Source organism: Burkholderia sp. YHN3-13, from assembly GCF_055810675.1.
On record NZ_JBVVNQ010000013.1, the window covers coordinates 138716 to 159395 of the forward strand.

Here is a 20680-nt window from a genome sequence, read left to right on the forward strand (position 1 = left end):
AGGTTAGGCGATGCTTCGCGAAAATGACGCGTACCGGCGGGCACGGCAACCCGATCGGACGGCGTCGCCGCGCACGCGAAACCGGCGCGCCCCGGCAGGCGCCAGCCATAAAAAAAACCGGGCGCCCTTTCGGACGCCCGGCTTCCGTCGAAACCCGCGCGATCCAGCTCAGCGCGGCAGTTCCGAATGTCCCATCAGGTACGCATCGACCGAGCGTGCGCACTGGCGGCCTTCGCGGATCGCCCACACCACGAGCGACTGGCCGCGGCGCATGTCGCCCGCCGCGAACACCTTGTCGACCGACGTGTAGTACGAGCGATCGCCTTCGGTCGCCGCACGCGCATTGCCGCGCGCATCCTTCGCGACGCCGAACGCGTCGAGCACCGGCGCCGCCGGCTGCGTGAAGCCCATCGCGAGCAGCACGAGGTCGGCCTTCATCTCGAATTCGGAGCCCGGCACTTCCTGCATCTTGCCGTCCTTCCACTCGACGCGCACCGCGATCAGCTTCTCGACCTTGCCGTTCTTGCCTTCGAGACGCTTCGTCGCGACCGCCCAATCGCGCTCGCAACCTTCCTCGTGCGATGACGACGTACGCAGCTTGATCGGCCAGTACGGCCACACGAGCGGCTTGTTTTCCTCTTCCGGCGGCTGCGGCAGCAGCTCGAACTGCGTGACCTGCTTCGCGCCGTGACGGTTCGACGTGCCGACGCAGTCCGAACCCGTATCGCCGCCGCCGATCACGATCACGTGCTTGCCCTTCGCGAGCAGCTGGTCGACGAGCTTGTCGCCGGCATTCACGCGGTTCTGCTGCGGCAGGAAGTCCATCGCGAAATGGACGCCCGCGAGCTCGCGGCCCGGCACCGGCAGGTCGCGCGGCGTTTCCGAACCGCCCGCGATCACGACCGCGTCGAATTCTTCCTTCAGCGTGTCCGGCGAAATCGTTTCCTTCGCGAGACTGCCGATCGACTCGGGCAGCGGATCCTTGCCGATGAACACGCTGGTGCGGAACGTCACGCCTTCCGCTTCCATCTGGCGCATGCGGCGGTCGATCAGCCACTTCTCGAGCTTGAAGTCGGGAATCCCGTAACGCAGCAGGCCGCCGACGCGGTCGTTCTTCTCGAACACCGTCACGTCGTGGCCCGCGCGCGCGAGCTGCTGCGCGGCGGCGAGGCCCGCGGGGCCCGAACCGACGACCGCGACCTTCTTGCCGGTCTTGTGCTCGGCCGGCTGCGGCTTCACCCAGCCTTCCGCCCAGGCCTTGTCGATGATCGCGTGCTCGATCGACTTGATGCCGACCGGGTCGTTGTTGATCCCGAGCGTGCACGCCGCCTCGCACGGCGCCGGGCAGATGCGGCCCGTGAATTCCGGGAAGTTGTTGGTCGAGTGCAGGACTTCGATCGCCTGCTGCCAGTCCTGGCGGTAAACGAGATCGTTGAAGTCCGGAATGATGTTGTTGACCGGGCAGCCGTTGTTGCAGAACGGGATGCCGCAATCCATGCAGCGCGCGCCCTGGACCTTCGCGTCCGCGTCGGTCAGTGCCGCGACGAATTCCTTGTAGTGCTTCACGCGCGTGAGCGGTGCTTCGTACGCCTCGTGGCGGCGTTCGAACTCCAGAAAACCGGTTGCCTTGCCCATAAGGTGCTCTTCTGTTCGGTGTATCGGGTGGGGGAGCCGCGCGCGGCAATCACGCGCGCGCGGCATTCGCTATGTCGTTCGTCGCTCAGGCGGCCAGCACTTCCTTCGCCGCCTTCTTCGCACCGATCTCGCCCAGCGCGCGCTTGTATTCGTGCGGGAACACCTTCACGAACTGGCGGCGCGCCGCGTCCCAGTTTTCCAGCAGCGACTTCGCGCGCGGCGAACCCGTGAACTGGAAATGACGCTCGACGAGCCCCTTGAGCAGCGCTTCGTCCGTCGTGCCCGCGTGCCAGAGCGCGCGATCGACCGTGCGCTCCTGCTCGGCCTGCTGCAGCACCGGCTCGAGCGCGACCATCGACTTGTTGCACTTCGCCGCGAACGTGCCGTCCGGATCGTAGATGTAAGCGAGGCCGCCCGACATGCCGGCCGCGAAGTTGCGCCCCGTCTCGCCGAGCACGACGACCGTACCGCCCGTCATGTATTCGCAGCCGTGGTCGCCCGTGCCTTCGACGACCGCCGTCGCGCCCGAGTTGCGCACGCAGAAGCGCTCGCCCGCGACGCCGCGGAAGAACGATTCGCCTTCGATCGCGCCGTACATCACCGTGTTGCCGCAGATGATGTTTTCCTCGGACTTGCCGCGGAAGTCGTTGGTCGGACGGATGATGATCCGGCCGCCCGACAGGCCCTTGCCGACGTAGTCGTTGCCGTCGCCGACGAGGTCGAGCGTCACGCCCTTCGCGAGGAACGCGCCGAAGCTCTGGCCGGCCGTGCCCTTCAGCTGGATGTGCACCGCGTCGTCGGCGAGGCCTTCGTGGCCGTGCTTCTTCGCGATCACGCCCGACAGCATCGCGCCGACCGTACGGTTCACGTTGCGCACCGGCTGGATGAACGACACATGCTCGCCGTTCTCGATCGCGGCCTTCGCCTTCTCGATCAGCACGTGGTCGAGCGCGCGCTCGAGGCCGTGATCCTGCACGTCGACGTGACGCGGCGCGACGTCCTCGCACTCTTCCGGCTGGTAGAACACGCGCGAGAAGTCGAGGCCCTTCGCCTTCCAGTGCTCGATGCCCTTGCGCGTATCGAGCAGGTCGGCGCGGCCGATCAGGTCGTCGAACTTCGCGACGCCGAGCTGCGCCATGATCTCGCGCACTTCCTCGGCGACGAAGAAGAAGTAGTTCACGACGTGCTCGGGCTGGCCCTTGAACTTCGCGCGCAGCACCGGATCCTGCGTCGCGACGCCGACCGGGCACGTGTTCAGGTGGCACTTGCGCATCATGATGCAGCCCTCGACGACGAGCGGCGCCGTCGCGAAGCCGAATTCGTCCGCGCCGAGCAGCGCGCCGATCACGACGTCGCGACCCGTCTTCATCTGGCCGTCGGCCTGCACGCGGATCCGGCCGCGCAGGCGGTTCAGCACCAGCGTCTGCTGCGTTTCGGCCAGGCCCAGCTCCCACGGCGTGCCGGCGTGCTTGACCGACGACAGCGGCGACGCGCCCGTGCCGCCGTCATGGCCGGCGATCACGACGTGATCGGCCTTCGCCTTCGCCACGCCTGCCGCGACCGTGCCGACGCCCACTTCCGACACGAGCTTCACGGAGATGCTCGCGCTCGGGTTCACGTTCTTCAGGTCGTGGATCAGCTGCGCCAGATCCTCGATCGAGTAGATGTCGTGGTGCGGCGGCGGCGAGATCAGGCCGACGCCCGGCACCGAGTAACGCAGCTTGCCGATGTACTCGGACACCTTGTGGCCCGGCAGCTGGCCGCCTTCGCCCGGCTTCGCGCCCTGCGCCATCTTGATCTGGATCTGGTCGGCCGACGCGAGGTACTCGGCGGTGACGCCGAAGCGGCCCGACGCGACCTGCTTGATCTTCGAGCGCAGCGAATCGCCGTCCTTCAGCGGAATGTCGCTGACGATCTCGTCGCCGATCACCGACTTCAGCGTCTCGCCCGACTTGATCGGAATACCGCGCAGTTCGTTGCGATAGCGCTTCTCGTCCTCGCCGCCTTCGCCGGTGTTCGACTTGCCGCCGATCCGGTTCATCGCGATCGCGAGCGTCGCGTGCGCTTCGGTGCTGATCGAACCGAGCGACATCGCGCCCGTCGCGAAGCGCTTGACGATCTCCTTCGCCGGCTCGACGTCGTCGATCGGGATCGCCTTGGTCGGCTCGACCTTGAACTCGAACAGGCCGCGGAACGTCATGTGACGCTTGGTCTGGTCGTTGATCAGGTGCGCGTATTCCTTGTACGTCTGGTACGAGTTGCTGCGCGTCGCGTGCTGCAGCTTCGCGATCGAATCCGGCGTCCACATGTGGTCTTCGCCGCGCACGCGGTATGCGTACTCGCCGCCCGCGTCGAGCATGTCGCGCAGGACCGGGCTGTCGCCGAACGCGTCGCGGTGCAGGCGGATCGCCTCTTCCGCGACTTCGAACAGGCCGATGCCGCCGACCTTCGACGCCGTGCCCTTGAAGTACTTCTCGACGAGGTCGCTCGACAGGCCGAGCGCTTCGAAGATCTGCGCGCCCGTGTACGACATGTACGTCGAGATGCCCATCTTCGACATCACCTTCTGCAGGCCCTTGCCGACCGCCTTCGTGAAGTTGTAGACGGCCTTCTCCGGCGACAGGTCGCCCGGCAGGCCCTCGGCCATCTTCGCGAGCGTTTCCATCGCGAGGTACGGGTGCACGGCTTCCGCGCCGTAGCCCGCGAGCAGCGCGAAGTGGTGCGTTTCACGCGCGGAGCCCGTCTCGACGACGAGGCCCGTGCTCGTGCGCAGCCCTTGCTGGACGAGGTGCGTGTGGATCGCCGACGTGGCGAGCAGCGCCGGGATCGCGACATGCTCGGCGTCGGTCTTGCGGTCCGACACGATCAGCATGTTGTAGCCCGACTTCACCGCGTCGACGGCTTCCGCGCACAGCGACGCGAGACGCGCCTCGATGCCTTCCTTGCCCCATGCGACCGGGTAGCAGATGTTCAGTTCGTACGCGCTGAACTTGCCGCCCGTGTACTGGTCGATCGCGCGGATCTTCGCGATGTCCTTGAAGTCGAGCACCGGCTGCGACACTTCGAGACGCATCGGCGGGTTGATGTTGTTCGTGTCGAGCAGGTTCGGCTTCGGGCCGATGAACGACACGAGCGACATGACCATGTTTTCACGGATCGGGTCGATCGGCGGGTTCGTGACTTGCGCGAACAGCTGCTTGAAGTAGTGATAGAGCGTCTTGTTCTTGTTCGACATCACCGCGAGCGGCGAGTCGTTGCCCATCGAACCGACGGCTTCCTCGCCCTGCTGCGCCATCGGCGCCATCAGGAACTTCAGGTCTTCCTGCGTATAGCCGAACGCCTGCTGGCGGTCGAGCAGCGCGGCGCCCTGCGTACGGCCGGCCGCGACTTCCTCGGCCTTCGGCTCGATCTCGTCGAGCTTGATGCGCACGGCGTCGATCCAGCTCTTGTACGGCTTCGCGTTCGCGAGGTTGTCCTTCAGCTCCTTGTCGTCGATGATGCGGCCGTGCTCCATGTCGATCAGGAACATCTTGCCCGGCTGCAGGCGCCACTTCTTGACGATCTTCGATTCGGGGATCGGCAGCGTGCCGGCTTCCGACGCCATGATCACGAGATCGTCGTCGGTCACGATGTAGCGCGCCGGGCGCAGGCCGTTACGGTCGAGCGTCGCGCCGATCTGGCGGCCGTCGGTGAACGCGATCGCGGCCGGGCCGTCCCACGGCTCCATCATCGCGGCGTGGTATTCGTAGAACGCGCGGCGGTTCTCGTCCATCAGCGTGTGTTGTTCCCACGCTTCCGGAATCATCATCATCACCGCGTGCACGAGCGGGTAACCGGCCATCACCAGCAGTTCGAGACAGTTGTCGAACGATGCGGTATCGGACTGGCCCGGGTAGATCAGCGGCCACAGCTTCGGCAGGTCGTCGGCGAGCACGTGCGACGCGATCGCGCCGGTACGCGCGTTCAGCCAGTTCACGTTGCCCTTCACGGTGTTGATCTCGCCGTTGTGCGCGATCATCCGGTACGGGTGAGCGAGTTCCCATGCCGGGAACGTGTTGGTCGAGAAGCGCTGGTGCACGAGCGCGAGCGCCGACACGACGCGCGCGTCCTGCAGGTCGCGGTAGTACACGCCGACCTGGCCGGCCAGCAGCAGGCCCTTGTAGACGATCGTGCGCGCCGACATCGACGGCACGAAGTATTCCTTGCCGTGCTTGAGCTTCAGCGCCTGGATGCGGTGGCTCGCGGTCTTGCGGATCACGTACAGCTTCCGCTCGAGCGCGTCCGTCACCATGATGTCCTTGCCGCGGCCGATGAAGATCTGGCGGATCAGCGGCTCGCTCGCCTTCACGGTCGGCGAAATCGGCATCGCATGGTCGACCGGCACGTCGCGCCAGCCGAGCACGACCTGGCCTTCCGCCTTCACCGTCCGCTCGAGCTCCTGCTCGCACGCGAGACGCGACGCGTTCTCCTTCGGCAGGAAGATCATCCCGACCCCATATTCTCCGGCCGGCGGCAGGTCCACGCCCTGCTTGGCCATCTCCTCGCGATAGAACGCGTCCGGAATCTGGATCAGGATGCCCGCGCCGTCGCCCATCAGCGGATCGGCACCGACCGCGCCGCGGTGGTCGAGGTTCTCGAGGATCTTCAGGCCCTGCTGGATGATCTCGTGGCTCTTCTTGCCCTTGATGTGAGCGACGAAGCCGACGCCGCAGGCGTCGTGTTCGTTTTGCGGGTCGTACAGACCTTGTGCGGCGGGCACCGCGGCGAGCGGCTGCTGGTGGTCGTTCATGGGGACACCGTCGTAAAGGGGGCCTGGAGGCCGTTGAACCGTTTTCTTGTTGCCGCCGATCCCGCTCCCGACGGGAGACGGCGCGGCCGACAGTGGTTGGGCAGGCTTCGCCCGGGCCACCGGAATTCGGAATATACGCGACGAATCAAGGAAATAGCAACAAAAACCGCTTGATCGAACCCCAATTAATCAGACGCATCGATCTGGTGCTGTTTTATTGGGGACGCATCGTTTTGGTGCAAAAAGAAGCGGCGCCCGCAGCGCCGCTTCCGGCCCGCCTTTCCGGCATTACTGCTGGATCGGCGGCGTGTTCTCACGCACCTTTCTGGGGCGTCCGCGCGGCAACGGCGACACGCGCCGGTTCGCGGTACGCGCCGCCCACTCGCGGTAATGCTCGCCGCCGAGCACCCAGCCCTTGAGCGTCGCCTGCTGCAGCTGGTCGGCCTGCCGCTCGTCGAGCGGCTGCTCGCACAGCTCCTTGTACGCGCGCTGACGGTCGAACGGCGTATTGCCGAGCGCCCAGTACAGCGGATGGTCGGTGATCAGGCTGTCGACGGTGAGCCCGACGTGATGCCGGTAGCTCGACCAGCGATAGGCCTCGGGCGTCGCGACGAGTTGCGACCGCACCGGGCTCATCTCGACCACGCGGCTCGCGAGCAGGAAATAGCGCTCGCCTTCGATCACGGTCGCGCGGTAGCGGCCTTCCCACAGCGTGCCGCGCCGCGAGTAGCGCCGGTTGAAATGCGCGACGTAGCGGCGGCCGACGGCCTGCATCGCTTTCGGCAGGCTCGCCTCGTCGCTCGGCGTCACGAGGAGTTGCACCTGGCGCGGCAGCAGCACGTAGGCGTGCACCGACAGGTGATGATCGCGCGCGGCGGCCTTCAGGCAATCGATGAAGAGTTCGTAGTCCTGGTCGTCGACGAACGCGGGTTGCTGATCCAGGCCGCGCAGTATCACGTGCTGCGGCTGGTCGGGAACGTAGAGTCGTGCTAACCGTGCCATGCTGAATGTCCGTTTGAACGCGTTAGGAAATACCCGAAGGTCCGAAAGTGCGCACCTGCGTAGAATGCCTGTCCCTGCGGCGCGCGTAAGCGTACGGTCGTACTAATCCTAGGGTGAAAACTCTAACTTACGAGCTTGTTTGGTTTTAAACGCAGTCGTCATAATGAGCACGCCTTACATCGGAGGAGACACAATGAAACGAAAACTGGCCATTACGGGGGCCGCAGCGCTCGCATTCACGTTTGCGGGCGGTACGGCACAAGCACAATCCGCAGGTGATTTCTACGTCAGCACCGGCTGGCTGCACCTGTCGCCGCAGGACAGCAGCGATCCGCTGTTCCTGTATCGCGTCGGCGGCACGCCCATCAACCAATCGATTCCCAACACGGGCGCCGGCATCAACGACGCCGATACGCTTGGGCTCGCAGCGGGCTACTTCGTCACCGACCACATCTCCACCGAGCTCGTCATGGGGATACCGCCGAAGTTCGACATCACCGGCAAGGGTCAGTTCGATAAGTTCGGCGTACTCGGCCGTGCGTACCAGTGGAGCCCCGCCGTGTTGCTTCGCTACCACTTCAACGACGCCAACGCGAAGTTCCGTCCGTATGTCGGCGTCGGCGCGACGTATGTCTGGTTCACCGGCGCAAAGATCACGAACAGCAGCTTCGAGAACGGCGTGCTCGGCGGCCCGACCAGCGCGACGACCAGCAACCAGTGGGCGCCCGTATTCAACGCCGGCTTCACGTACAACTTCACGAAACACTGGTTCGGGGGCCTGTCGATCTCGTACATCCCGGTCAGCGTGACCGCGACCTTCACGACGGCCCGCCGGACGCCGGTCGGCACCCTGACCGAAACGTCGAAAGCGAAGATCTCGCTCAACCCGATCGTCACGTACCTGAACGTCGGCTACCGCTTCTAAGCGTAGTCGAATATTTGGGGAATGGTTAATCCTGCTGCAATTTGTAGCGGATTTTTCCTGACGTAACGTCTCCACGATGCACAACGCCCCGGCGGAAATCCCGCCGGGGCGTTGTTTTTTCGCGTCAGGCACGTTCCCGCTCGAGCCGCGCCGTGGCGCTGCCGTGATCGTCAGACGACGGCGATGTCGTCCAGCGCATCGGGGGCGATCAGGTCGATCCGGTCCGTGCAGACCGCGTCGACGCCCCAGCGCGCGAGTTCGCGCGCCCGTTCGAGATCGTTCACCGTGTAAACCAGGATGCGCAGACCGGCCGCCTTGATCGCGCGCACGAGCGGTTCGTCGAGCCGTTTGTGGTCTGCGTGCAACGATACGCAGCCGAGCGCGCCGACGACCTGCGCGTGCCAGTCGTCCGGCACGGCTTCGTAGAGCATCCCGCGCGGCAGCGCCGGCTCGGTCGCGCGTGCCTGCTGCAGCGCATCGAACGAGAACGACGACAGCAGCGGCGGCACCGCGGCGTCGCGCCAGTACGCAGCCGCGTCGGCCGCCACGCGTTGCCCGGTCTCGCGCTCGCGCCCCGGGCACGGCTTGATCTCGACGTTCGCGGCGAGCCCGTGCGCGATGCAGCGCGCCGCCGCCGCCTCGAGCGTCGGCATCCGTTCGCCCGCGAAGCGCGCGTCGCGCCACGCGCCCGCGTCGAGCGCGGCGAGCGCCGCATAACGCATGCCCGCCGCCGGCCCGTGGCCGTTCGACGTCCGGTCGACCGTGTCGTCGTGCAGCAGGAACGTCACGTCGTCGGCCGACAGCTTCGCGTCGAACTCGACCATCCGGTGCCCGCGACGCGCCCCCTCGTCGAGCGCGGCAAGCGTGTTCTCCGGCGCGAGCGTGCCGCCGCCGCGATGGGCGACGACGCGCGGATAGGGCCAGTCGGTGCGGAGGGTCATCGTCGGTCTCTCGGCAAGTGCAGCAGGTTCAACCGGCACGCTTGCCGGTTTCGGGATCGAAGAAATGCAGCCGGTGCGCGGGCAGCGCGGCCGCGAGCGCCGTGCCGCGTGCGGGACGGTCCGCATGCGGCAGGCGCACCGCGATGTCGTGGTTGCCCCAGCGGCCGTGCGCGAGGTTGTCCGCGCCCAGCAGCTCGCACGAGTCGACCGGCAGCGTCGCGTGCGCGACGCCCGGCTGCGGCGTCATGTGCTCGGGACGCACGCCGAGCACCCAGTCGCGCCCGGTGGCGATCTCCGCGCCGATGCCTGGCGCACCGGCGACCGGCAGCGCGGGGCCGCCGCCCGCGACCGTGAAGGTCGCGCCGTCATCCGACAGCCGGCCGTGCATCAGGTTCATCGCCGGCGAGCCGATGAAGCCCGCGACGAACACCGTCGCCGGCTTCTCGTACACGTCGACCGGCGCGCCGATCTGTTCCGCGTAGCCGCGGTTCATCACGATCACGCGCTGCGCGAGCGTCATCGCCTCGATCTGGTCGTGCGTCACGTAGACGCTCGTCGTCGCCAGCCGCGCATGCAGCCGCTGGATCTCGAGCCGCATCTGCACGCGCAGCTTCGCGTCGAGGTTGGACAACGGCTCGTCGAACAGGAACACCGACGGCTCGCGCACGATCGCGCGCCCCATCGCGACACGCTGCCGCTGGCCGCCCGACAGTTCGCGCGGCCGCCGTGCCAGCAGCGGCTCGAGCTCGAGGATCTTCGCGGCCGCGGCCACCCGCGAATCGATCGTCGCGCGCTCGATTCCACGGATCTTCAGCCCGTAGCCCATGTTCTGCGCGACCGTCATGTGCGGATACAGCGCATAGTTCTGGAACACCATCGCGATGTCGCGATCCTTCGGCTCCAGCGTGTTGACGACGCGCTCGCCGATCGCGATCTCGCCGTCCGTCACGGACTCGAGCCCCGCGATCATCCGCAGCAACGTCGACTTGCCGCAGCCCGACGGGCCGACCAGCACGATGAATTCGCCGTCCGCGATCTCCACGTCGATGCCGTGCAGCACATGCTGCTTGCCGTCGTAGGATTTCCTGACGCCCTTCAAGCTCAGCGCAGCCATACCTGGTCCTTCTCCCGGTTACCGTCCATGGTTCATTTCTCGGAATCGACGAGGCCGCGCACGAACCAGCGCTGCATCGCCAGCACGACGACGAGCGGCGGGATCATCGCCAGCAGCGTCGCCGCCATCACGTATTGCCATTCGGTCGCGGCGTCGCCGCTCGCGATCATCGTCTTGATGCCCACCACCGCCGTCGACAGCGACGCTTCCGTCGTGATCAGGATCGGCCACAGATACTGGTTCCAGCCGTAGATGAACGTGATCACGAACAGCGCCGCGATGCTCGTCTTCGACAGCGGCAGCACCACGTCCCAGAAGAAGCGCAGCGCCCCGGCGCCGTCGATGCGCGCGGCGTCCATCAGCTCGTCGGGCAGCGTCATGAAGAACTGACGGAACAGGAACGTCGCGGTCGCCGATGCGATCAGCGGCATCGTGAGCCCGGCGTACGTGTTCGTCAGGTGCAGCGTCGACACGACCTGCACGGTCGGGAAGATCCGCACTTCCACCGGCAGCATCAGCGTGACGAAAATCAGCCAGAACGCCGTGTTGCGGAACGGGAAGCGGAAATAGACGATCGCGTACGCGGACAGGATCGACACCGCGATCTTGCCGACCGCGATGCCGAGCGCCATCGCGAAGCTGTTCACGAGCAGGCGGCCGAACGGCGCCGTCGTGCCGCCGCTGCCGTGCCCCCAGATGTACGCGATGTTCTCGAACAGGTGCGTGCTCGGCACGAGCGACAGCGGCACCGTGAACACTTCCTGCGCGTTCATCGTCGCCGCGCAGAACGCGACGTAGACGGGGAACACGATCAGCACGACGCCAGCGATCAGCACCGCGTGGCAGAACAGGTCGAAGCCCTTGCGATTTTCGATCATGCGTATTGCACCCTGCGTTCGACGAAGCGGAACTGGATCACCGTGAGCCCGACGACGATGATCATCAGCACGACCGACTGCGCGCCCGAGCTGCCGATGTCGAGCCCCTGGAAGCCCTCCGTGAAGATCTTGTAGATCAGCGTCTTCGTGCTTTGCGCCGGGCCGCCGCCGGTGGCCGCGTCGATCACCGGGAACGTGTCGAAGAACGCGTAGACGAGGTTCACGACCAGCAGGAAGAAGCTCGTCGGCGACAGCAGCGGCAGCACGATGTTGAAGAAGCGCCGCACCGGCCCGGCCCCGTCGATCGCCGCCGCCTCGATCAGCGAGCGCGGGATCGCCTGCAGGCCCGCGTAGAAGAACAGGAAGTTGTAGCTCACCTGCTTCCATACCGATGCCAGCACGACCAGGAACATCGCCTGGCCGCCGTTCAGCGCGTGATTCCACACGATGCCGCTCTTCGCGAGCGCGTAGGTGATCAGGCCGATGCTCGGGTTGAACAGGAACGCCCACAGCACGGCCGCGATCGTCGGCGCGACCGCGTACGGCCAGATCAGCAGCGTGCGGTACGCGCGCGCGCCGCGGATCACGCGATCGGCGCAGGCGGCGAGCAGCAGCGACACGACGAGCCCGCTCACCGTGACGAGCGAGCTGAACACGAGCGTCGTGCGGAACGAATCGAGATACAGTGGATCGGCGAACAGGTGCGCGAAGTTCGCGAAGCCGACGAATTCGCTCGACGTGCCGAATGCGTCCTGCGTCTGCGTCGACTGCCACAGCGCGACGCCCGCCGGCCACAGGAAGAACACGGCGGTGATCGCGAGCTGCGGCGCGATCAGCAGGTACGGCAACAGGCTCGTACCGAAACGGGAACGGGATTGCATCGCGGATATCCGGTCAGGCGAAACGGAAAGGAAACCGCGCCGCCGGACGGCACGCGCTCACGCGCGAAGCTGCCGGCGGCACGACGCGATGCGTGCTCAGCCGCCCGACTTCTCGAAGCGGCGCAGCAGCTCGTCGCCACGCGAGGCGGCCGAATCGAGCGCGTCCTTCGGCGACTTCTTCTGCGCCCAGACCTGTTCGAACTCCTCGTCGACCACCGTGCGGATCTGCGGCATGTTGCCCAGGCGCAGCCCCTTCGTGTACGGCAGCGGCGGCTTGTTCAGCATCTGCTTGATCGCGGTTTCGGCGCTCGGGTTCTTCGCGTAGAAGCCCTGTTCGCGCGTCAGGTCATAGGCCGCCTTGGTGACGGGCAGGTAGCCCGTGTCCTGGTGCCACTTCGCGGCGACCGCCGGCGAAGCGAGGTACGCGAGGAATTTCGCGACGCCCTTGTAGGTCGCCGGATCCTTGCCGGCCAGCACCCACAGGCTCGCGCCGCCGATGATCGCGTTCTGCGGTGCACCCTTCACGTTCGCGTCGTACGGCATCATGCCGGTGCCGTAGCTGAACTTCGCGAACTTCTGCACGTTCGCGAGCGCGCCCGACGACGTCGTCATGATCCCGCAATCGCCGCTGTAGAACTTCGCCGACGCTTCATCCTTGCGGCCCGCGTACGTGAACGTGCCGTCCTTCGCCATCTGCTGCAGGAACGCGACGTGCGCGATCTGCTGCGGCTTGTTAAATTCGAGCACCGCGTCGGTACCGTCGAAGCCGTTGTTGCGGCTCGCGAACGGCAGTCCGTGCCACGCGCTGTAGTTCTCGAGCTGGATCCAGCCCTGCCAGCCGGTCGTGAAGCCGCACGCCATCCCCGACTTGCGCAGCTTCTCGGCATCGGCCTGCACGTCGGCCCACGTCTTCGGCGGCTGGTTCGGATCGAGGCCGGCCTTCTTGAACGCGTCCTTGTTGTAGTAAAGCACCGGCGTCGAGCTGTTGAACGGCATCGATACGAGATGGCCCGTCTTCGCGTCGCTGTAATAGCTCGCGATGGTCGGCACGAACGCCTTTTCGTCGAGCGGCACGCCGGCCTGCTTGAACACGTCGTAGACCGGCACGACGGCCTTCTTCGCCTGCATCATCGTGGCCGTGCCGACTTCGTAGACCTGGAGGATCGCCGGCGCATTGCCGCTGCGATACGCGGCGATGCCGGCCGCGAGCGCCTGGTCGTAGGTGCCCTTGAAGACCGGCACGATCTTGTAGTCGCTTTGCGACGCATTGAACTGGTCGGCGATCGCATTGACCCGCTCGCCGAGCGCGGCCTCCATCGCATGCCAGAACTGAATTTCAGTCGCGGCGAGCGCCACGTGCTGCACTCCGAACATCAGCGCGCCGCCGAGCGCGATCGAACGAACCAGTGTCCCCGCAGGCTTCTTCTTCATCGACCTCTCTCCTATGAAAACGTTACCAACAGCGTGTGCAACATTCCCGTCGCCATTGAACCGGCGAAGTCTAGTGATCGTTTGTGACAGTCAGTTGTCGTTGATGACGAACAGGCGCTGATATTCCTTCAGCGCGAAGCGGTCGGTCATGCCGGCGATGTAGTGCGCGACGAGGCGGGGCTGATGTGCCGCGTCGTCGGACTGGTACGGCGGCGGCAGCAGGCGCGGATCGTCGATGAATGCGTCGAACAGCCCCGTGACGACGCGCTGCGCCTTGCTCGCCATGCGCATCACCTTGTAGTGGCGGTACAGGTTCTTGAAGAGGAAGCGCTTGAGCGCGGCTGCCTGAGCGGCGACCGTCGCGCTGTGCGACACGAGCGGCGGCGCGGCGCGCACGTCGTCGAGCGACGCGGGCGCGACGCGCACGAGGTTGCGCGTCGTTTCGTCGATCAGGTCGACGATCAGCGTGTTGATGATGCGGCGCACCGTCTCGTGCACGAGCCGGCGGCCTTCGAGGTGCGGGAATTCGGCGAGCGCCGCCTCGTAGTGACGCTGCCACAGCTCGACTTCCGCAAGCTGCTCGATCGTGATCAGGCCGGAACGCAGGCCGTCGTCGACGTCGTGGTTGTTGTATGCGATTTCGTCGGCGATGTTCGCGAGCTGCGCTTCGAGCGACGGCTGGCGGCCGTGCAGGAAACGTTCGCCGAGCGCGCCGAGCTTGCGGGCATGCTCGCGCGAGCAATGCTTCAGGATGCCTTCGCGCGTCTCGAAGCACAGGTTCAGCCCGTTGAATGCGCCGTAGTGCTCCTCCAGCTCGTCGACGACCGCGAGGCTCTGCAGGTTGTGCTCGAAGCCGCCGTGGTCGCGCATGCATGCATTCAGCGCGTCCTGGCCGGCATGGCCAAACGGCGTGTGGCCGAGATCGTGCGCGAGCGAGATCGCTTCGACGAGATCCTCGTTCAGGCGCAGGTTGCGGGCAACCGAGCGGGCGATCTGCGCGACTTCGAGGCTGTGCGTGAGGCGGGTGCGGAACAGGTCGCCTTCGTGATTCACGAAGACCTGCGTCTTGTATTCGAGCCGGCGGAACGCGGTCGAATGGACGATGCGGTCGCGATCGCGCTGGAATTCGGTGCGCGCCGCCGGCGGGGTTTCCGGATGGCGGCGGCCGCGCGATTGCGACGCGTGCGCGGCATACAGAGCGAGATGGGCTTCCAGCGCCGCCAGCGTCGGCGGCTCGGCCACCGGCGCAGCGGATGCGCGGCCGGCTTCGGGCAAGGTGCTGCTGGATGTCTCGCTCACGTCTCCTCCATGTCAGGGGCGCCGGGGCATCCGGGCCACCGTTATCGGGTCGTCTGCGCCAGTGTAGCGAACACGGCTTCGTCTGGCGCCTCCGTGATCAGCGTATCGCCGAATCGCTTCAGCAGGATGAACTTGATCGCGCCGGCCTCCGCCTTCTTGTCGACGCGCATCAGGTCCATGTAGCGCGCGTCGCCGAGGGCGGGCCCGCGCGTCGGCAGATGCGCGGCCGCGATCACCGCGTCGAGGCGCTGCCGCGACGCTTCGTCGAGCAGGCCGAGCCGTGCCGACAGGTCGCCGGCCATCACCATCCCGCAGCCGACCGCCTCGCCGTGCAGCCACTCGCCGTAGCCGAGCCCGGCCTCGATCGCATGGCCGAACGTGTGGCCGAAATTCAGGATCGCGCGCAGACCGCCTTCGCGCTCGTCGGCCGCGACCACGCTCGCCTTGATCTCGCACGAACGCTTCACGGCATGCGCGAGCGCAGCCGGCTCGCGACGGTTCAGCGCGTCGACGTTCGCCTCGATCCAGTCGAAGAACGCCGCGTCGGCGATCGCGCCGGTCTTGATGATCTCGGCAACGCCGGCCGCCAGTTCGCGATCGGGCAGCGTCGTCAGCGCGCCGATGTCCGCGATCACGGCCTGCGGCTGGTAGAACGCGCCGACCATGTTCTTGCCGAGCGGGTGGTTGATGCCCGTCTTGCCGCCGACCGACGAATCGACCTGCGACAGCAATGTGGTCGGCACCTGGATGAACGGCACGCCGCGCATGTAGCACGCGGCGGCAAAGCCCGTCATGTCGCCGATCACGCCGCCGCCGAGCGCGACGAGCGTCGTCTTGCGATCGGCGCGATCCGTCAGCAGGCCGTCGAAGATCAGGTTCAGCGTTTCCCAGTTCTTGTACGCCTCGCCGTCCGGCAGCACGACCGTCGATACGCGCTTGCCGAGCGGCGCGAGCGCCGCGCGCAGCGCGTCGCCGTAGAGCGGATCGACCGTCGTGTTCGTGACGATCGTGACGGACGAACCCTTGATGTGAGGCGCGAACAGCTCGGTGCGGCCGATCAGGCCGGCACCAATGTGAATCGGATAGGCTCGGTCGCCCAGATCGACGTTGACAGTAATCATGCTTGTAGCGGCTTGGCGATGACGCCGGCCAGTTCGAGTTGCATCAGCACCATGTTGACGAGACCGTTGACCGACGGACGGCCGGTCTCGATGACGAAATCCGCGCATTCGCGGTACAGCGGGTCGCGTACTTCGTACAGCGCCTCGAGACGCCCCTTCGGATCGTCGGTCTGCAGCAGCGGACGGTTCTTGTCCTTGCGCGTGCGCAGCCACAAATCGTGCGGATTGGCGCGCAGGTAGACGACGATGCCGTTGCTTTTGAGGCAGTCGCGATTTTCCGGGCGCAACACCGCGCCGCCGCCCGTCGCGAGCACGATGTTCTCGCGCTGGGTGAGATCGGCGATCACCTGCGTTTCGCGATCGCGAAACCCGGCCTCGCCCTCCAGCTCGAAGATCACCGGAATGCGCGCGCCCGTGCGGGCCTCGATTTCGTGGTCGGAGTCGAAGAACGTCCTGTCGAGACGACGCGCGACCGCACGGCCCACGGTGGTCTTACCCGCTCCCATAAGGCCGACGAAAAATACGTTTGCATGTGGGTCCCGCGCTTGCAACGGCTTCCTCTGCTTCAATCTTGCTGGTGTGTGGCGCAGCTTACTGGCAAAGCGGCTGCCTTGTCGAGCCTGCGCCGGCGCCTTCTGGCCCCGTTTTATCGGGATCCGCATCGCCCGCGTCGCGCCCATCGCAACGCGCATCGACGACGGTCGGCGTGATGAACACGACCAGTTCGTTGCGCTGGTCGCGCTGCGCGCGATGCCGGAAAAGCGCGCCCAGAAACGGTATTTTGCCCAAGAGCGGCACGCGCGTCACATCGTTCCGGTTCAGTTGTTCATAGATGCCGCCGATCGCGACCGTCCCGCCATTCTCGACCTCGACACGCGTCCGCACATGCTTCGTATGGATGGCCGGGCCGGCCGCCGTCGGCTCGCCGACGCTGTCCTTCGTCACATCGAGATCCAGCACCACGCGCCCGTCCGGCGTGATCTGCGGCTCGACCTCCAGCTTGAGCGTCGCACGGCGGAACTGCACGCCGCTCACGCCATTGCCCACCTTCGCCTGGTACGGCAGCTCCGAACCCTGCTCGACGACGGCCTTGACGCGGTCGGCCGTCACCACGCGCGGCCGCGAGACGATCTGGCCCCGCCCCTGCGCCTCCAGCGCGCTCAGCTCGACGTCGAGGACACGGCTGAGCGGCGCGGCGAACAGCGTGAAGCCGGCGGTCGCCGCGTCGAAGCCGCCGAGCGGCCGCGCGGCGAGGTCGAGCGCGTTGCGCGCGTCGGCCGTGAACGTGGCGCTCTCGCCCCCCGACGGACGCCCCTGCGCCCGCAGCGCGACGCGTGCACCGAGGTTGCGCGAGAAGCCCTGCTCGCCCTCGACGATGCGGGCCTCGATCCGGACCTGCCGCGACGGCCGGTCGATCGCGTCGATCAGGCTCGCGATCTGCGCGAGGCGCGGCGCGAGATCGGTGACGAACAGCAGGTTCGTGCGCGGATCGGCCGCCGCGGCGCCGCGTTTCGACAGCAGGCGCTGGCCGGTCGCGCCGGCCAGCAGCCGCTGCACGTCCTGCGCGCGCGGGTAGTGCAGCGCGAACGTGCGGCTCGCGAGCGGCTCCAGATCGGCGGCCCGCGCATGCATTTCGAAGCGCTCGCGCTCCCGGGCGGCAAGCTCGGCCGCCGGCGTGACCCAGATCACGTTGCCGCGCCGGGACATCGCGAGCCCGTGCGTGTCGAGCAGCGTGTCGAACGCATCGCGCCAGCGCACATTGTTCAGACGTAACGTGACGGTGCCTCGCACCTGCTCGCCGACGACGATATTGAGCCCCGTGAACCGCGCGAATGCGTCGAACGCGGCCGCGAGCCCGGCGCCCTGCAGATTCAGCGAGATTCGTCGCGCGTCGTCCGCATCGTCGGGTTGCCGCGCAGCGGCGTCGCTCATCCGGGCCGGCGGCGCCAACGGAATCGGCGGCCCCTCCAGTTGCGGCGCCGGTGGAGCGGGCTCCGCCTGAAGCACCGCGCGAGCAGCCTGGCCGGACGGTGGCGGGCCGGCTTCCCTGGGAGCCGCGCTGTCCGCGCCGTCCACGCTCCCGTGCGGCAGCGGCAGACCCGGCGCCGGCGCCTCCACCGACGCGGCGGGCCAGACTGCCGGCAGCGGCGGCAACGACGCGCCCGCACCGGCCGCCGTCAATCCGGCCCAGACGGCGAGTACCCGACAGCCGTGCTTCATCATGGCCGCCCTCCGTCGTCCAGGACGACCCGGTGCGCGCCGTCCGCCGTCGCGAGCATCACCGCCGCGGGCTCGACGCGCACCACGCGCACTGCCCCCAGCGCTTCGCCGGGCGCCACGGCGGTGAACACGCCGTCTCCGTCGTCGAACAACGCGAGACCGGCACGCGCGTCGCGAATCGTGCCGGCGAGGCGGACCGCCCTCCCGTCGGCTTCCCCGCCGAACGGATCGGCGTCGAGCGCAGCGGCCTGAAGCGGCATCGTGCCGCGTGCGGACGATGCCGTCGGCAGCGCCGGATACACGTCGACAGACATGTCCACCCGTGTCGACTGCATGCCTCGCTCGACACGCAGCGCCGACGGCACCGCCAGCACCGGAAAGCGCGCCAGCCCGCCGACCATCGTCGACAGCGCGCGAAAGCCGCCGTCGGCAACGATACGCACGGTGCGCCGGCCATCCCGCGCCGCGCCGTCGGTGGGCTGCGGCTCGATCGATACGCCGTGCAGCCCGCTCGACGCGGCGAGATCGGCCAATTCCAGCATCAGCGCCGCCCATTCCGGCACGCCCGGCGCGCGGTCGCCATGCGTCGGCGGCAAACGGGTCTCGTGCCTGTGCTCCGCGGCCCCGAGTACGCGCTGCGCGTCGACCACACGCCCCTGCGCGGCGGCGAGCAACGCGCGACTCTGCGCGAGCCCGCTCCAGTCGGCCGCATTCGCCAGATGAATGCCGCCCGCCAGCACGGCCACGAACGTCAGCACGCAGCCGGCGGCATGCAGGGCCCCCGGCGAGACCCGCCGCATGCCGCCTGGCCACGCATCGCCACGCGGCGCAGGCCAATGCGTGATCGCCGTCATGCGCCGTCTCCCGTCGAGGTCCGCGACGGCATCGCGTCGTGCCAGCGCAATTGAACCGAAAACCGCAGCGGCAACCCGGCCAGTGGGACCGGCGCGCTGCTCGACACGGGTTTCAATGCATCCATGTCGATCCGCCAGTCGCGCTGCTCGCGCGCCATCCCGGCAAGCCATCGCGCGGCTGCCCGATAGCTCGTGGCACGCACCTCGAGCACGGCCCCGGCCGGCGTCGTGCGCAGCGTGTCGAGCCGGACGCCGTCGTCGCGCACCCGCGCCAGTGTCGCCAGCAGCCCCGCGGCGCGCTCGTACGGTGCGGCAAGCGCGGCGACCTGTGCATCGCGCCGCGCGATGACTGCCGCCGCATCGGCGGCGCGCGTCGCGGCATGCACCCGCGGCTGCAACTGCCGCAGCCGCGTCTCCACGCCTATGCGCGCGGCGTCCGCGCGCCACCGCATCCAGGTGGCCGCGCCCGTCCACAGTGCGGCGCCGAGCACGCCGAGCAGGATCGCCGCCCCGCACTGCACAGCCCGGCGACGCCGCAACGCGTGCGCCCGCCGCTCGCGGTACGGCAGCAGGTTGAAGCCGCCGAGTGCCGCCTGGTCGGCCATCATTCCCACACCCCGCGCAACGCCAGCCCGAATGCAACGGCGAATGCCGGGCCGCCCGGCATGCCGCCGGGCGCGCATGGCTGCCCGTCCCAGCCCGTGCAGTCGAACGGCACCACCGCCGAGCCAAGCACGTCGCCAATCTCCGCGACGGACGTATCGAAGCACGCGATGCTTCGCTCGTCCCCGGCGACGAACACACGGCGCACGGCGCCGAGCGCGCACCGGCGCAGCGCATCGGGAAGCGCCTCCGGAGGGAGGCCGGACAGCGTGAGCACCGGAACCGCCAGCGGCCCTTCGATTCGCCAGCCTCGCACCTCCGAGTCGCGGAACCAGAGCGCGGCGTACGAACCCTGCGCGTCGAGTTCGAACTGAGCGGCATAGCGCAACGCGCGCAGCATCGCGGCCGACTCGCCGTCGACCGCGGTCAGGTCGATACCGGCCTGGGCGGCCACGTCGATCCGCCGCTCCAGCAGCGCCAGCGGGGCCACGGCCACCGCGATTTCACCGGATCGCGCGCCGCCGTGCTGCCGCCAGTCGAACGCGAAACTGTCCGGCGCCAGCCCCGAGATGCGCTCGGCCGCCTGCCGCGCGGCGTCCGGGATGTCGTGACGCCCGGCTAGGTCGAGCGTCGCGGTACGTATCTCGTCATCGCGCAACGCCATCACGCCGCGCGTGTCGCACCGCACGTCGGCCGCCGACAGCCGCGCGACGGCTGCCGCCAGCGCCCGCGCGACCGCGGCCCAGCGCGCGTCTTCCGGCCCGCCGCACAATCCGACAGGCTCCCGCTCGAGCCCCTCGACCCGCACGTCCGCGCCCCGGCCGCGCCGGCTCAGCACGACCACCCTCAGCTCGTCCGCGCCGATGTCGATCCCCGTCGACCGGTGCTTGCCCTGCGCCAACCGCGCTACCCATCGTCCCGCCATCCCAGCCTCCCGAAATCGTCGCGGCCCACGCCACGTTGCCGAGACCTGATTCTGCAAAGCGG

The 20680-nt window shown here is 67.6% G+C and carries 16 protein-coding genes; 1 reads left to right on the forward strand and 15 read right to left on the reverse strand.

Going from position 1 to position 20680, the window contains the following annotated elements; all coding sequences use genetic code 11:
* Positions 1–168 precede the first annotated feature (168 nt).
* From AC0KUR_RS26120 to AC0KUR_RS26130, 3 genes are all read right to left on the reverse strand, one after another.
* Positions 169–1635 carry a glutamate synthase subunit beta gene (locus AC0KUR_RS26120; protein WP_034189833.1) on the reverse strand — a complete coding sequence of 489 codons (1467 nt, stop codon included), beginning with the start codon at positions 1633–1635 and terminating at the stop codon, positions 169–171.
* Positions 1636–1720: 85 nt separating this feature from the next.
* The gene (locus AC0KUR_RS26125) at positions 1721–6424 is read right to left on the reverse strand and encodes a glutamate synthase-related protein (RefSeq protein ID WP_034189834.1); all 4704 of its coding nucleotides are present in this window, start codon (positions 6422–6424) and stop codon (positions 1721–1723) included.
* 288 nt (positions 6425–6712) lie between these two features.
* Positions 6713–7426, reverse strand: a complete 714-nt coding sequence (locus AC0KUR_RS26130; RefSeq protein ID WP_034189835.1) for a transposase — start codon at positions 7424–7426, stop codon at positions 6713–6715.
* Between the two features lie 193 nt (positions 7427–7619).
* Here AC0KUR_RS26130 and AC0KUR_RS26135 point away from each other — a divergent pair, with 193 nt between their 5' ends.
* Positions 7620–8351 (forward strand): OmpW/AlkL family protein, encoded by a 732-nt coding sequence (locus AC0KUR_RS26135; RefSeq protein ID WP_034189836.1) that lies wholly within the window; start codon positions 7620–7622, stop codon positions 8349–8351.
* Positions 8352–8521: 170 nt separating this feature from the next.
* On the opposite strand, the gene ugpQ is transcribed toward AC0KUR_RS26135, so the two are convergent.
* From ugpQ to AC0KUR_RS26195, 12 genes are all read right to left on the reverse strand, one after another.
* Positions 8522–9292, reverse strand: coding sequence for a glycerophosphodiester phosphodiesterase (ugpQ, locus tag AC0KUR_RS26140; RefSeq protein WP_069706021.1), 771 nt, complete (start codon positions 9290–9292; stop codon positions 8522–8524).
* Positions 9293–9320: 28 nt separating this feature from the next.
* Positions 9321–10406, reverse strand: a complete 1086-nt coding sequence (locus AC0KUR_RS26145) for a sn-glycerol-3-phosphate import ATP-binding protein UgpC (protein ID WP_473376594.1) — start codon at positions 10404–10406, stop codon at positions 9321–9323.
* 32 nt (positions 10407–10438) lie between these two features.
* The gene (gene ugpE, locus AC0KUR_RS26150) at positions 10439–11284 is read right to left on the reverse strand and encodes a sn-glycerol-3-phosphate ABC transporter permease UgpE (protein WP_034189839.1); all 846 of its coding nucleotides are present in this window, start codon (positions 11282–11284) and stop codon (positions 10439–10441) included.
* Positions 11281–12165 (reverse strand): sn-glycerol-3-phosphate ABC transporter permease UgpA, encoded by an 885-nt coding sequence (gene ugpA / locus AC0KUR_RS26155; RefSeq protein ID WP_034189840.1) that lies wholly within the window; start codon positions 12163–12165, stop codon positions 11281–11283. Before ugpA ends, ugpE begins: the two co-directional genes overlap by 4 nt.
* A gap of 96 nt (positions 12166–12261) precedes the next feature.
* Positions 12262–13596: a sn-glycerol-3-phosphate ABC transporter substrate-binding protein UgpB gene (gene ugpB, locus AC0KUR_RS26160; protein WP_034189841.1), complete on the reverse strand. Its 1335-nt coding sequence runs from the start codon at positions 13594–13596 to the stop codon at positions 12262–12264.
* Between the two features lie 90 nt (positions 13597–13686).
* Positions 13687–14895 (reverse strand): deoxyguanosinetriphosphate triphosphohydrolase, encoded by a 1209-nt coding sequence (locus AC0KUR_RS26165; RefSeq protein ID WP_473376595.1) that lies wholly within the window; start codon positions 14893–14895, stop codon positions 13687–13689.
* Positions 14896–14936: 41 nt separating this feature from the next.
* Positions 14937–16016, reverse strand: a complete 1080-nt coding sequence (aroB, locus tag AC0KUR_RS26170; RefSeq protein ID WP_034189843.1) for a 3-dehydroquinate synthase — start codon at positions 16014–16016, stop codon at positions 14937–14939.
* On the reverse strand, positions 16013–16567 hold the full coding sequence (aroK, locus tag AC0KUR_RS26175; protein WP_034189844.1) for a shikimate kinase AroK: 555 nt from the start codon (positions 16565–16567) through the stop codon (positions 16013–16015). The genes aroB and aroK overlap by 4 nt, the downstream gene beginning before the upstream one ends.
* 40 nt (positions 16568–16607) lie before the next feature.
* Complete coding sequence (locus tag AC0KUR_RS26180) at positions 16608–18239, reverse strand: type IV pilus secretin PilQ (RefSeq protein ID WP_473376596.1); 1632 nt, start codon at positions 18237–18239, stop codon at positions 16608–16610.
* Positions 18236–19090 (reverse strand): pilus assembly protein, encoded by an 855-nt coding sequence (locus tag AC0KUR_RS26185; protein ID WP_473376597.1) that lies wholly within the window; start codon positions 19088–19090, stop codon positions 18236–18238. The genes AC0KUR_RS26180 and AC0KUR_RS26185 overlap by 4 nt, the downstream gene beginning before the upstream one ends.
* Positions 19087–19698, reverse strand: coding sequence for a fimbrial protein (locus AC0KUR_RS26190; RefSeq protein WP_473376598.1), 612 nt, complete (start codon positions 19696–19698; stop codon positions 19087–19089). Before AC0KUR_RS26190 ends, AC0KUR_RS26185 begins: the two co-directional genes overlap by 4 nt.
* Positions 19695–20618 (reverse strand): type IV pilus biogenesis protein PilM, encoded by a 924-nt coding sequence (locus tag AC0KUR_RS26195; protein ID WP_034189848.1) that lies wholly within the window; start codon positions 20616–20618, stop codon positions 19695–19697. The genes AC0KUR_RS26190 and AC0KUR_RS26195 overlap by 4 nt, the downstream gene beginning before the upstream one ends.
* Positions 20619–20680: the final 62 nt, after the last annotated feature.

Coding starts and splice junctions, on each gene's coding strand:
- AC0KUR_RS26120 (WP_034189833.1), bottom strand. CDS start 1,635: ATGGGCAAGGCAACCGGTTTTCTGGAGTTCGAACGCCGCCACGAGGCG.
- AC0KUR_RS26125 (WP_034189834.1), bottom strand. CDS start 6,424: ATGAACGACCACCAGCAGCCGCTCGCCGCGGTGCCCGCCGCACAAGGT.
- AC0KUR_RS26130 (WP_034189835.1), bottom strand. CDS start 7,426: ATGGCACGGTTAGCACGACTCTACGTTCCCGACCAGCCGCAGCACGTG.
- AC0KUR_RS26135 (WP_034189836.1), top strand. CDS start 7,620: ATGAAACGAAAACTGGCCATTACGGGGGCCGCAGCGCTCGCATTCACG.
- ugpQ (WP_069706021.1), bottom strand. CDS start 9,292: ATGACCCTCCGCACCGACTGGCCCTATCCGCGCGTCGTCGCCCATCGC.
- AC0KUR_RS26145 (WP_473376594.1), bottom strand. CDS start 10,406: ATGGCTGCGCTGAGCTTGAAGGGCGTCAGGAAATCCTACGACGGCAAG.
- ugpE (WP_034189839.1), bottom strand. CDS start 11,284: ATGATCGAAAATCGCAAGGGCTTCGACCTGTTCTGCCACGCGGTGCTG.
- ugpA (WP_034189840.1), bottom strand. CDS start 12,165: ATGCAATCCCGTTCCCGTTTCGGTACGAGCCTGTTGCCGTACCTGCTG.
- ugpB (WP_034189841.1), bottom strand. CDS start 13,596: ATGAAGAAGAAGCCTGCGGGGACACTGGTTCGTTCGATCGCGCTCGGC.
- aroB (WP_034189843.1), bottom strand. CDS start 16,016: ATGATTACTGTCAACGTCGATCTGGGCGACCGAGCCTATCCGATTCAC.
- AC0KUR_RS26180 (WP_473376596.1), bottom strand. CDS start 18,239: ATGATGAAGCACGGCTGTCGGGTACTCGCCGTCTGGGCCGGATTGACG.
- AC0KUR_RS26185 (WP_473376597.1), bottom strand. CDS start 19,090: ATGACGGCGATCACGCATTGGCCTGCGCCGCGTGGCGATGCGTGGCCA.
- AC0KUR_RS26190 (WP_473376598.1), bottom strand. CDS start 19,698: ATGATGGCCGACCAGGCGGCACTCGGCGGCTTCAACCTGCTGCCGTAC.
- AC0KUR_RS26195 (WP_034189848.1), bottom strand. CDS start 20,618: ATGGCGGGACGATGGGTAGCGCGGTTGGCGCAGGGCAAGCACCGGTCG.